Below are 12,665 nucleotides of genomic sequence, written 5' to 3' on the forward strand. Positions count from 1 at the left end.
CGGCCCCCAGCGCAGCGCCCGGACCGCCAACGACGCCGCCGACGACGTCATGGCGGACGACGAGGCGGAGGCGACCGAGCCGGTCGTCCCCTCTGCGCCGCGTCAGGCGGACTGAGCCGCCTTCGCCTTCAACCGCCAGGCGTGCAGCAGCGGCTCGGTATAGCCGTTCGGCTGTTTCACCCCCTCGAACACCAACGCCCGCGCCGCCTGATAGGCCAGGCTGGTCTCGGGGTTCGTCGCCATCGGCCGATATAGCGGATCGCCCGCGTTCTGGCCGTCCACCTTGGCCGCCATACGCAGGAAGGCGGCGTCCACCTGTTCCGCTGTGCAAACCCCGTGCAGCAGCCAGTTGGCGATATGCTGCGAACTGATCCGCAGGGTCGCTCGGTCCTCCATCAGGCCGATGTCGTGGATGTCCGGCACCTTGGAGCAGCCGACGCCCTGATCGATCCAGCGCACCACATAGCCCAGTATGCCCTGGGCGTTGTTGTCCAGTTCGGCCGCCACCTCATCGTCCGACCAGTTGGCGCCATTGGCCAAGGGCGGGGTCAAAAGGGCCTCCAGCCCCGGCGTCTCGCGCCGCGCGACGTCCTTCTGCACCGCGAACACATCGACGGCGTGATAGTGCAGCGCATGCAGGGTCGCCGCCGTGGGCGACGGCATCCAGGCGGTGTTGGCGCCCGTCTTCGGGTGACCGATCTTCTGCTCCAGCATGTCGGCCATGCGGTCCGGCGCGGCCCACATGCCCTTGCCGATCTGGGCCTTGCCCGACAGGCCGCACTTCAGACCGATGGCGACGTTCCGGGCCTCATAGGCGGCGATCCAGGCGCTGGACTTGATGTCGGCCTTTCGCACCACCGGCCCGGCCTGCATGGCGGTGTGGATCTCGTCGCCGGTGCGGTCCAAAAAGCCGGTGTTGATGAAGACGATCCGGTCCTTCACCGCATGGATGCAGGCCGCCAGATTGGCGCTGGTCCGGCGCTCCTCGTCCATCACCCCGACCTTCAGCGTATGGCGCGGCAGGGCCAACAGATCCTCGACCGCGTCGAACAGCCGGTTGGTGAAGGCGGCCTCTTCCGGCCCGTGCATCTTGGGCTTGACGATATAGACCGAACCCGTCGCGCTGTTGCCGAGCCCGCCCCCACTCCTGGTTTCCTGGCCCTTGATGTCATAGAGGGCGATCAGGCTGGTGACGATCGCATCCATGACCCCCTCGGGCGCCTCGGACCCGTCCGCCAGGCGAATAGCCGGCGTGGTCATCAGATGGCCGACGTTGCGCACGAACAGCAGGCTGCGCCCCTTCAGCGTCACCGACGATCCGTCCGGCGCGGTCCACTGTCGATCCGGCTCCAGCGCGCGGGTCAGGGTCTCGCCGCCCTTCCTGAACGTCGCGGACAGGTCGCCGCGCATCAGACCCAGCCAGTTGCGATAGGCCTCGGCTTTATCCGCCGCATCGACGGCGGCGACCGAATCCTCCAGATCGACGATGGTGGTCAGGGCCGATTCCAGCACCACGTCCGCCAGTCCCGCCGCATCGCCCCGCCCGACCGGATGGTCGCGGTCGATGACCAGTTCGATATGCAGGCCGTTGTGGACCAGCAGGATCGAGGACGGCGCCGCCGCCTCTCCCCGGAACCCGACGAACTGGGCCGCATCCTTCAGCGCCGGCGACAGGGCGCCGTCCGCCACCGACCAGCCGGCGACATCGGCGTGCGAACCCGCCGCCAGCGGCGCCGCCTCGTCCAGAAACGCCTTGGCCCGCGCCACGACCCGCGCGCCGCGCGCCGCATCGTATCCGCCCCCTTGCGGCAGGTCGCCCAGGGCGTCGGTGCCGTACAGGGCGTCATACAGGCTGCCCCACCGCGCATTGGCGGCGTTCAGCAGGAAGCGGGCGTTCAGAACCGGCACCACCAGCTGCGGCCCGGCCATCTGCGCGATCTCGGCGTCCACACCCTCGGTCGCGATCGTGAAGGGCTGCGGCTCCTCGACCAGATAGCCGATCTCGCGCAGGAAGGCTTCCGACGCGCCCACGTCATAAGGCTGGCCCCGCCGCGCCCGATGCCAGTCGTCGATCTGGCCTTGCAGGGCGTCGCGTCGGTCCAGCAGGGCGCGGTTCTCGGGCGAGAACCGTTCGAAGATCGCCGCCGCGCCCGACCAGAAGACCGCCGGATCGAGCCCCAACCCCGGCAGCACCTCTCGCTCGATCAGGGCGATCAGTTCGCCTGCGACGCTCAGCCCGGCGCGATCTTCATGGGTGGTCATGACGGCGGCTCCTTGCGGCCGGCGCCAGGACTTGGGCCGACCTGTAACAATGCGTGATGAGGTAAACGGAGCCCGCCCGCCCGCGCAAGGGTCACGTCGCGTCATCGCCGTCGCTTTTCGTCCAAGACGGGGCGCGGCTGGTCAGAAACGCTTAACCGCGTCCGTGAACGAGACCGCAAGCGGGGGCGCCTATCGTGGGCTTACGGACGACATCGCGTCCGGCCCGGTCGAGCGTGTTTCCGATGCTGTTTCTTCTGAACGATGTGGTGTTCGATCTGGACGAGGCCTGCCCGGTCACGCCCGCGGACACGCGCCGGTTCGAGAAGCTGTCCTTCGACTATGTGCTGGAGCTGGGCTGCGAACTGTTCGCCGAGGATCCGCTGCTCCACCGCAACGATCCTGAACGCGCGCGCCGCCTGGCCTGGCTGATCGCCGAGCGCAGCCCGGACGTGAATGCCGCCCTGTTCGCCGCCCCGGCCGTCGCCTGCGATCCCGACCTGGTCGAGCCGCGTTTCTGCGCCCTGCCCGATATCGTCATGCATCAGCTCCAGGCCAAGGGCCGTCGCCTGAACGCCGTCGCCGCCGACCGCGCCGTCTGGAACCGCATGGCCGCCTGAGGTCGGGCGGTTGCTTTCCCAGGTTGCCAGAAATCTCGGGTTGTGGCTGGTTCACCCTCGATAGGGGGGCCACATGATCAAATCCTTCAAGCCTTTCGCCGTGGTGGCGGTTCTGGCGTCGGCTGTATCCATTACCACACCGGCGCGCGCCGAGTGGTTGAAGGCCGAGAGCGAACACTTCGTGGTCTATGGCGACACGAGCGAAGGCGCGATCCGCAACTACACCCGCAAGGTCGAGCGATTCGACAGCATCATTCGCGTCTTCTTCCCCGTTCAATCGGACGTCGATGTGCCGCCGCTCGCCATCTATTTGGCCGACGGCCGTTCCGATATGCGCAAGGTCTGGCCCGACATTCCAGAGAATGTCGGCGGCTTCTATACCCCCGGAAACGAACGGATCTTCGCCGTCACGGGCGGGCGTGGCTCGGACAACGACCACACCCTGTTCCACGAATACGCGCACCATTTCATGCGCCAGTATCTGCCCGGCGCCTATCCAGGCTGGTTCGTGGAGGGGTTTGCGGAATTCTTTGCGACAGCCGACGTGACCGTCGGTCGGATGAAGGTCGGCCTGCCCAATCAAGGACGGATGTATTCCTTGCAGGGCGGGCTGAACAGCTGGATGCCGATGGAGACCCTGCTGCGCGCCCGTCCGATGGAGGTCAAAGGCCGGGGCCACGCCTACTATGCCCAGGCTTGGGCCTTGACGGCCTATTTCATGAGCACGCCCGAAAGGCGCGCGATGCTGGGCCGGTATCTGTCCAGCGTCATGAATGGAGAGGATCGCGTGGCATCCATGACGACCGCGACCGGACGGACGCCGAACCAGCTGCAGTCCGACGTCTACGGCTATCTGGAACGCATGACGTACCAGTGGCAGAATCGCGAATTCGAGCCTGCGGAGGTCAAGGTCAGTCGGCTTCCCGCCTCGGCTCGTGATCTTATGTGGCTGGACCTGCGCCTGGCCCGATACGTTCCGGAAGATCGCCGCGCCGAAAATCTAGCCGAAGCGCAACGCGCCTACGACCGATACCCCGGCGATCCCTTGGCGGCGCGCGTCCTCGCCCAGGCGCATATGGATATGCAGCAGGACATGGACGCCGTGCGTGTTCTCGACAGCCATCTGACCCAGAATCCCGCGGATGCTCTGGCGCTGCGGCTCAAGGCGGTCGCCTTGATGAATGTCGGCGACGAAGATTCTGACCACCGTTCGTCCCTGTATCAGCAGGCGCAAACAACCCTGGCGGCCGCCTATCGCCTCGACGCCACCGACTATCGAACATATACGGCCATGGCTCGAAATCGGCGGGGCCAGCCAGATTATCCCACCGTGAACGACCTTCACGTGCTTTTGCTCGGATCGGAGCTTGCGCCGCAGGTACAGCAACTGCGTTTCGAGGCAGGCGCGGCTCTGATGGCCCATGCCAGATACGTGGAAGCGATCAGCTATCTGGCGCCGCTCGCCAATGACCCACATGGCGGCAAGGAGTTGGACGAGGTTCGACGCATCCTCAACGAGGCGCGCGCAAAGGCTGGCCTGGTTTCCGCTGGCGACGAAGCGCCTTCAGCGGACGAGGGAAGCGACGAGGCGGCGCCGACCGCCTCTTTACGCTTGAGCCTGCGCTCACATCACCGCGTTGAAGACGACATGGACGATCGTCGCCACGGCGACGATGAAGCCGAAGCCGACCGCAAGACCCACGGCCGGATGCAGCGGTCTGTTGGCGGTCGGACGCTCGCTCACCAGGTGGGCGATACGGTCTTGAGGATGGATCACAGCCATTGTTCGTTTCCTTTCCCTATGACCCCGGAGAACTCCGGGAGAGGGCGTCGAACTCTGTCGGTCCGATCATCGCCTCGGACACGAGCATGACTCCAATAGCCCCTTATGGCGAGGGGTTATTTGGTCTGACGCAACATCGTGATGTCATGTGCGAAGCCGCCAGCGAGTGACTTTCGGCGCGCGGCGGGGTAGTCGCGCGCCATGTCCTCCCTGACCTTGCCCGAAGAAGCCGCCAAGTCTTCAAGAACCCTCGCCGCCGAGGCGGCGAGGCGCCGGACCTTCGCCATCATCGCCCACCCGGACGCCGGTAAGACCACCCTGACCGAGCATATCCTGCTGGCCGGCGGCGCCATCCGTGCAGCGGGCGCCGTGCGGGCGCGGGGCGAGAACCGTCGCACCCGTTCGGACTGGATGAAGATCGAGAAGGAACGCGGGATTTCCGTCAGCGCCTCGGTCATGACGTTCGAGCACGACGGCAAGATGTTCAACCTGCTGGACACGCCGGGGCACGAGGACTTCTCGGAAGACACCTATCGCACCCTGACCGCCGCCGACTGCGCCATCATGGTGCTGGACGCCGCCAAGGGGATCGAGCCGCAGACGCTGAAGCTGTTCGAGGTCTGCCGCCTGCGCGACATTCCCATCATCACCTTCATCAACAAGCTGGACCGCGAGGCCCAGGATCCGATGGCTCTGCTGGACGATATCGCCTCGCGCCTACAGCTCGACCCCGCCCCGATCTGGTGGCCGGCCGAGAGCGGCAACCGCCTGCGCGGCATGGTCGAGGTCGGGACCGGCCGGTTCCAGCCCTATACGCGCAAGGCCGCCGGCGCCGCCGAAGACCCGGATCACCCCGCCGCCCTGCCGCTGGACCAGGCGGGGCAGTATTTCGAGGCGGGCGAGCAGGACGCCCTGACCGAGGCCGTCGAACTGGTCGAGGGCGGCTATCCGGCCTTTGACCGCCAGTCCTTCCTTGAAGGCCATCTGACGCCCGTGCTGTGGGGCTCGGCGCTGCGCCACTTCGGCATCGACGAACTGCTGAAGGCCATTGGCGACTGGGCACCCGCGCCCAAGGTCATGAAGGCGAAGAAGGAATCGCCGCCGGAGACCCGCAACGCCCCCGCCCCCGTGGACACCACGGTCGAGCCGGGTTCGAACGAGGTCACCGGCTTCGTCTTCAAGGTTCAGGCCAATATGGACCCCAACCACCGCGACCGGATCGCCATGTTCCGTATGGCGTCGGGCGCCTTCAAGCGCGGCATGAAGCTGAAGGTGCAGAACACGGGCAAGTCCCTGTCGGTCAATGCGCCGATCATGTTCTTCGCCTCGGACCGCGAACTGGCCGACGACGCCTTCGCGGGCGATGTGATCGGCATCCCCAACCATGGGGTGCTGCGCGTCGGCGACAGCCTGTCGGAAAGCGGCGTGGTGCGGTTCGCGGGCCTGCCGAACTTCGCGCCGGAAATCCTGCAGCGCGTGCGCGTGAAAGACCCGCTGAAGGCCAAACACCTGAAGAAGGCGTTGGAGGGCCTGGCCGAGGAAGGCGTGACCCAGCTGTTCCGGCCCGAGATCGGCTCGGACTTCATCGTCGGGGCCGTGGGCCAGCTTCAGTTCGAGGTCATGGCCGACCGTCTGGGCGAGGAATACGGTCTGGACGTCGTCTTCGAACCCAGCCCCTACGCCGAGGCCCGCTGGGTGGGCGGCGCCGACGCCGACGTCGAGGACTTCAGCGGCAAATACCGCCCGCAGATGGCGCGCGACATCGACCAGGCCCCGGTCTTCCTGGCCAAGTCGAGCTGGGAGACCGGCTACGTCGGCGAACGCTTCCCCAAGATCGCCTTCACCAAGACCAGGGAACGCGGCTGAGACGCAATGGGTCGCCTCACGGCGCCGCTTCGGACTTTATTCGGCCCTGCGTCTGGGCCATGGTCAGATGTCGGGCGCAGATGCGCCGGAGGACCGATGCCCTTGCTGTTCGCCCTAACCAGCGCCGCCCTGATGCTGCAGGCCGCACCTTCCGTGGGGCTGGTGTCTTATGACGAGGCGGTGCGCTGCGCCGGGCTGACGCAGGCGGCGTCGGAACTGGAGGGCGGCGAGAGCGCGCAGGGGCGTCGGCTTTACGATGCAGCCCTCTATTGGTCGCTGGCGGCGATGCAGGCCGCGACCGCCGCCGGCAAGCCCGCCCCCGCCGCAGAGGCCGATCAGACCCGCGCCCGCATCGCCGCCGTGCGTCAGTTGAACGGCGACGCGGCCGAGGCCAGGACGACCCTGCAACGCTGTCAGCAGAAGACGCCGAACCTGGGCTGATCGCCCCGCGACGAAGGCTGGGGATAAGCCCGACCGAACCGCTTTGGCGGCGCTGCGTTTGCATTGGACGCCGCAAGAGACCCAGTCTGCGTCTCGAAGCGGGATTACAGAGGTCCAGCGCATGTTCGAATTCGGCCGCGATCTTCGAAAACTCTTCGCCCAGGCGCGAGAGAGCGAAGACCTGGGCTGGGTCGAACTGATCGGCCCCGACCTGCTGCGGGCCGAGGCGTTGCGCGAATCCATCGACGCGGGCCGGGTGTCCTGCAACCGTCCGTTCGAGACCGAACACCGCGCCGCCGCCCTGTGGCGCGAACACGCCCGGCGGACGGGCGCCGCCGAGAGCCTGGATCGGGCGGACCGCTGCGCCGAGAGCCTGTCCCGTTCCGCGACGACCGAGGATCAGGCCGCCCTGGCGGCGGCGGACGGCGCGGCGGCGGCGATGTTGCGGTTCGATCTGTGCGGCGCGCCGGAGCGGCTGGATCGCGCCCTGGCCCTTCTGGCCAGCGTCGATCGCCCGCGCAACCGACGCGCGGCCTCAATCCTGGCCGCGACCCTCGCACGGCTGAAGGCGCGCACGGCGCGCCTGGCGGGAGATATCGACAGCCTGGCCGAAGCGGGCGGACTGATGGATGCAGCGGTTCAGGGCGATAGGGCCGAGGACCTGGAGCTTAGGATGGATCAGGCCGCCCTGACGCTGGAGACGGGCGTGGCGCGGCGCGACGTGCGCCTGCTGGACCAGGCGGGCCGCAGCCTGGGCGCCCTGGTCGAGGCCGCCTCGCCCGACCATCGCCCGTTGACGCGCGCGCGGGCGTTGGCGCTGTGCGGCGCCGGTTTGTCGGCCCTGGCCGCCGTGGCGGCACATCAGGCGGCGGGGGCCCAGGCGCGGACCCTGTTCGACGCCGCCGCCGAACAGTTCACCCCCGATCACAGCCCCCTGGACTGGGTCGCCATCCAGATCCTGCGCGCCGGCGACGAGGCTCGACCCTTGATGCTGCTGGCCCAGGCGGAAAGCCTGACCCAGGGCCGCGATCTGGTGCTGGGCGCCGTGGTGCGCGAGCGGCGGATCACCCGCGAGGTCGCCCTGGCCGAGGCGGTCGGCGATCTGGCGGGCCTGATGACGCTGGAGACGCGGCTGCGCGCGCGGATGCCCGAGGCGACGCCGCTGGACTGGTCCGCCGACCAGATCGGCATGGCCGAGATTCTGCTGGCGCGCCGGCGGCTGACGGGCGCCGCGCCTGGCGGGCTGGGGCTGATCCTGGGCGAGGCGGCGGCGACGGCGCGCGAACGGGGCGTCGATGTTCTGGCCGAACGGGCGGAAACCCTGCTGTCCAGCGCCAGGGCTTGACGCCCGCCTCAGCCGCCCATGGCGACGAAGGCGCCGTTCAGGAACCTGGGCTTGCCATAGCTTAGACGCTGGCCGTCGTCGGCCAGGACGCGGCCGCCGGCCGCCTCCAGAACCGCCTGTCCCGCCGCCGTGTCCCATTCCGAGGTCGGGCCGGTGCGGGGATAGGCGTCGAACCGCCCCTCGGCGATCAGGCAGAACTTCAGCGAGGAATCCGTGCCTTGCCAGCGAGTGCAGCCGTGGCGGGCGGCCAGGCGCACGGCCTCCTCGTCGGTGACGCTGTGGCTCAGCAGGGCCAGACCTTCCTGCGGCCGGTCGCGCACGCGGATGGGACGCCAGTCCTCGCCGGCATGGGCTTCGCCGGCCTGAAGGGCGCCGAACTGACGCCGGAAGGCGCCGCCCTCGGGCTTGTCCGTGCGCCAGGTGGTCGAGGTCGCGGGCGCCGTCACCACGCCCGCGACCGGATATCCGGCGTGCATCAGGGCGATGTTGACGGTGAAGGCCTCGCCCCCGCGCACGAATCCGCGCGTGCCGTCCAGCGGATCGATCAGCCAGAACCAGTCCTCGGCCGAGGCGGGCGCGCCGCTTTCGGACACCGCCTCTTCGGCCACGGTCTGGACGCCCGGATAGGCGGCGGCCAGTCGCTCCAGGATCAGGGCCTCGGCCGCGCGATCCGCCTGGGTGACGGGGCTGTCGTCGGACTTGGTCTCGACCGCCGTGCCGGCCCGCCAATAGGGCAGGATAAGCCGCGCGGCCTCCTCGGCGATCTTGGCCAAGGTCAGGGCCAGGGCGCCCGATTTCAGGTCGCGTTCGAGAGCGGCGTGGAACGGAACGGGGGAGGAGGCGGTCGTCATGGGCGGGTCGATAGACCATCCGGGCGGTTCCATGAACCGGCAAATCACGTCACCTTCGCGCGCGACACGAACTGTGACCTGAGTGCTCCAGCCGCCATGACCCCGACCGACGACAAACGCGCCGCTCCGCTCGACCTGCCCGTCGACGGGACGGAACTGGCCACCTATGTCGCGGCCAAGCTGTGCCATGACTTCATCAGCCCGTCCGGCGCCATCGTCTCGGGCCTGGACCTGATGCAGGACCCGGCGGCGCAGGACATGCGCGACGACGCCCTGGCCCTGATCGAACAGAGCGCCCGCAAGATGGTGGCTCTGGTCCATTACGCCCGCGTGGCCTTCGGCGCGGCGACCACCAGCGAGCGATTCACCGCGCGCGAACTGGAGAGCCTGCTGGTCGGCATGACGCAGGGGGGCCGCGCCACCCTGGACTGGCGCATAGCGGATGGCGAGTTCTCCAAGCCCCAGGCGCGGGCCCTGACCAACCTGGCCTATCTGACCGTCGGCGCCCTGCCTATGGGCGGCTCGGCGGTTATCCAGTCGCGGGTCGAGGACGGTTTTGTCTATCTGGAAGGCTTCGCGGAAGGATCGCGGGCCAGGCTAAAGCCCGAGGCGGCGGCCGGTCTGGCGGGCGAACGCCTGACCGAGGGACTGGCGGGTCAGTGGATCCAGCCCTACTGGCTTTGGCTGACGGTGACGGCGGCCGGCGGCGCCCTGCACGTCAAGGTTGACGACGGAAAGGTCGCCCTGGTCGCCCGAATGCCCGCCTGAGGCCGTTTCCAAACGAGTCGTTAACTGGCATCAGGGCAATATTCCGCCCGAATCCAAGGGGCGAACCCGTCGCGACGTCGAGGAGAGGGCCATGAATTTTCGAACCTGCCTGATCGTCGACGACAGCCGCATCATCCGCAAGGTCGCACGCCGGATCATCGAGGGCCTGGGCTACGAGGTCGACGAGGCCGCCGACGGCGCCGAGGCCCTGGCCTATTGCATCGGCGCCATGCCGGACGTCGTGCTGGTCGATTGGAACATGCCTGTGATGGACGGGATCACCTTCCTGCGCCGCCTGCGCGCCACGTCGGGCGGCGACCGGCCCAAGGTGTTGTTCTGCACCATCGAGACCCGCCCCGAACGGATCGCCGAGGCCCTGGCCGCCGGCGCCGACGACTATGTGATGAAGCCCTTCGACGGCGAAATCCTGCAGTCCAAGCTGACGGAGGTCGGAGCGATCGCCGCATGACGCCGGACGATTTCGACAAACTGCAGTCCCTTCTCGCCACCCGCGCCGGCTATCGCCTGTCGCGGGATCGCATCCATCTGGCCGAACATCGGCTGGGTCCGGTGGCGCGACGCGAGGGCTACGCCAATGTCGAGGCGCTGCTGGCCAATCTGTGGGCCAATCCGGTCGCCTCCCTGGCCTGGTCGGTGATCGAGGTGCTGCTGAACGCCGAGACCTGGTTCCGTCGCGACCGCACGCCCTTCCGCATCCTGGAAAACGAACTGCTGCCGGCCCTGGCCAAGGCGCGCCCGGACCGTCGCGTCAAAATCTGGTCGGCCGGCTGCTCCACGGGCCAGGAGGCCTGGTCAATCGCCATGGCGGCGCTGGAGACGCACACCGCCGTCGATCTGATCGCCACCGACCTGTCGCAACGCGCCATCGAGAAGGCGCGCTCGGGCCTCTATACCGGCTTCGAGATTCAGCGCGGCCTGACGGCGCGGACCATGCTGCGCTGGTTCGAGCCGATGGAGGACCAGTGGATCGTCAAGGCCGAACTGGCCGATGCGGTCCGCTTCGGCCGCTCCAATCTGCTGGACGAACCGACCGACGACGCCCGTTTCGACGTCATCTTCTGCCGCAATGTGCTCGGCGACATGGAGCCGTCGCGGCGCGCACGGCTGCTGGACGGGCTGGAGCGGCGGCTGGTCGACGACGGCTGCCTGTTCCTGGGCGCCGACGAACGATTGGAAGGCGAGACGGTGGCCTTCCGTCCGGTGAACGGCCGCCGGGGCCTGTACGTCAAGGCGCCGTCCGCACTGCGCCGCGCAGCGTGAACCACGCGACAGACGCCGCCGTCGTCAGGCGGCGTGCAGTTCCTGCTTCACCCGTTCGGCCAGGGTCTTGATGTCCAGCGGCTTGGGCAGGAAGGACACGCCCGTCTCGTCCTGCAACAGGTCCGAGAAGTCGCTTTCTGCATAGCCAGAGATGAACATGACCGGCGCGTCGCCCAGATAGGGCCGCGCCTTCTTCAACAGCGACGGGCCGTCCAGGCCCGGCATGATGACGTCGGAGATCATCATGTCGATCTGGCCCGCATGCTCCTCGGCCAGCATCAGCGCCTCCTCGCCGTCCGCCGCCTCGATCACCTCATAGCCGCGCTGGCGCAGCAGACGGGCGGCGATGCCGCGCACGGCGTCCTCGTCTTCCACGAACAGGATGCGTCCGGCGCCCGACAGGTCGCGCGGCGCCTTGGCCTTGACCTCGACCGGCTGAACCTCGGCCAGTTCGGCCTCGCCGGCGGCGGGCAGGAACAGGCGGAAGGCGGCCCCGCCCCCCTCGACATTGCCGACCGCGACATGGCCGCCGGCCTGCTGGGCGATGCCATAGACGGTGGCCAGACCCATGCCGGTGCCCTCGTTGACCGCCTTGGTGGTGAAGAAGGGCTCGAAAATCTTGTCCAGCAGTTCCGGCGGCACGCCGGGGCCGGTGTCGGACACTTCGATCAGGGCGACCTCGCTGGTCGGGGCGTCGGCCCAGCCCAGGCCGCGCGCCTCTTCCGCCGTCAGACGCCGGGTCGAGATGGTGACGACGCCCGCGCCCGGCTCGACCACGCCGCGCATGGCGTCGCGGGCGTTGACGGCCAGGTTCATCACCGCCGTCTCCAGCTGGCTCTTGTCGGCCAGCACCACCGGCAGGTCGCGGCCGTAGTCGGTTTCCAGCCGCACGTCCTCGCGCAGCAGGCGGCGCAGCAGGATGGCGAACTCGCCCACCAGTTCGCCCAGGTCCAGCCGTTCGCGCCGCACCGTGGACTTGCGCGAGAAGGCCAGCAGCTTGCGCACCAGATCGGCGGCGCGAATGGCCGTCTGGCGGATTTCGTTCAGCCCTTCGTAGGACGGATCGCCCACCGGATGGCGTTCCAACAGGCCGGACAGCTGAAGCTGGATCGCCGTCAGCAGATTGTTGAAGTCGTGGGCCACGCCCCCGGCTAACTGGCCCACGGCCTGCATCTTCTGGGCCTGGTTGAGCTGAAGCTCCATCGACTTCTGCGACGAGACGTCGAACAGCCAGATCCGCCGACGTTCGCCCTCGGGCGCCACATACAGATGCAGCATCTTGTCGGGATAGGCACGCGCGACCAGTTCGACGGGGCCCGAAGAACCGGCCGCCAGCTTGGCCCGCGCCTCGGCGACGCCGGGCGGATCGAACAGATGGCCGAAGGCCGCGTCGCGCGCCGCCGCCGGGCCGGTCAGGACCGCCAGGGCCGGATTGGCCTCTTCCGCCCGGC

General features: G+C 68.3%; 11 protein-coding genes. 8 read left to right on the plus strand and 3 right to left on the minus strand.

The window, feature by feature from the left end; genetic code table 11:
- Positions 1–102 precede the first annotated feature (102 nt).
- Complete coding sequence (locus tag RTU05_RS13760; RefSeq protein ID WP_312598929.1) at positions 103–2,262, minus strand: malate synthase G; 2,160 nt, start codon at positions 2,260–2,262, stop codon at positions 103–105.
- 242 nt (positions 2,263–2,504) lie between these two features.
- On the opposite strand from RTU05_RS13760, the gene RTU05_RS13765 reads away from it, so the two are divergent.
- From RTU05_RS13765 to RTU05_RS13785, 5 genes are all read left to right on the plus strand, one after another.
- Entirely contained in the window at positions 2,505–2,879 is a 375-nt protein-coding gene (locus RTU05_RS13765; RefSeq protein WP_312598930.1) for a hypothetical protein, read from the plus strand.
- Between the two features lie 289 nt (positions 2,880–3,168).
- The gene (locus tag RTU05_RS13770) at positions 3,169–4,752 is read left to right on the plus strand and encodes a hypothetical protein (RefSeq protein ID WP_312598931.1); all 1,584 of its coding nucleotides are present in this window, start codon (positions 3,169–3,171) and stop codon (positions 4,750–4,752) included.
- A 111-nt stretch (positions 4,753–4,863) separates the two neighbouring features.
- Positions 4,864–6,528, plus strand: a complete 1,665-nt coding sequence (locus RTU05_RS13775; RefSeq protein ID WP_312598932.1) for a peptide chain release factor 3 — start codon at positions 4,864–4,866, stop codon at positions 6,526–6,528.
- Positions 6,529–6,624: 96 nt separating this feature from the next.
- The gene (locus RTU05_RS13780) at positions 6,625–6,969 is read left to right on the plus strand and encodes a hypothetical protein (protein ID WP_312598933.1); all 345 of its coding nucleotides are present in this window, start codon (positions 6,625–6,627) and stop codon (positions 6,967–6,969) included.
- 121 nt (positions 6,970–7,090) lie between these two features.
- A complete protein-coding gene (locus RTU05_RS13785; protein ID WP_312598934.1) occupies positions 7,091–8,314 on the plus strand; it encodes a hypothetical protein in 1,224 nt (407 codons plus the stop codon).
- Positions 8,315–8,322: 8 nt separating this feature from the next.
- On the opposite strand, the gene cysQ is transcribed toward RTU05_RS13785, so the two are convergent.
- Positions 8,323–9,165, minus strand: coding sequence for a 3'(2'),5'-bisphosphate nucleotidase CysQ (gene cysQ, locus RTU05_RS13790; protein WP_312598935.1), 843 nt, complete (start codon positions 9,163–9,165; stop codon positions 8,323–8,325).
- Between the two features lie 96 nt (positions 9,166–9,261).
- Here cysQ and chpT point away from each other — a divergent pair, with 96 nt between their 5' ends.
- The 3 genes from chpT (at position 9,262) to RTU05_RS13805 (ending at position 11,214) form a co-directional block, all read left to right on the plus strand.
- Positions 9,262–9,933 (plus strand): histidine phosphotransferase ChpT, encoded by a 672-nt coding sequence (gene chpT, locus RTU05_RS13795; RefSeq protein WP_312598936.1) that lies wholly within the window; start codon positions 9,262–9,264, stop codon positions 9,931–9,933.
- A gap of 91 nt (positions 9,934–10,024) precedes the next feature.
- Positions 10,025–10,402 carry a response regulator gene (locus tag RTU05_RS13800; RefSeq protein ID WP_312598937.1) on the plus strand — a complete coding sequence of 126 codons (378 nt, stop codon included), beginning with the start codon at positions 10,025–10,027 and terminating at the stop codon, positions 10,400–10,402.
- Complete coding sequence (locus tag RTU05_RS13805) at positions 10,399–11,214, plus strand: protein-glutamate O-methyltransferase CheR (RefSeq protein WP_312598938.1); 816 nt, start codon at positions 10,399–10,401, stop codon at positions 11,212–11,214. Before RTU05_RS13800 ends, RTU05_RS13805 begins: the two co-directional genes overlap by 4 nt.
- Before the next feature lie 24 nt (positions 11,215–11,238).
- On the opposite strand, the gene RTU05_RS13810 is transcribed toward RTU05_RS13805, so the two are convergent.
- On the minus strand, positions 11,239–12,665 hold a 1,427-nt coding region (locus tag RTU05_RS13810), incomplete at its 5' end, for an ATP-binding protein (protein ID WP_312598939.1).

This window comes from Brevundimonas sp. (assembly GCF_032017145.1).
Lineage (GTDB): Bacteria > Pseudomonadota > Alphaproteobacteria > Caulobacterales > Caulobacteraceae > Brevundimonas.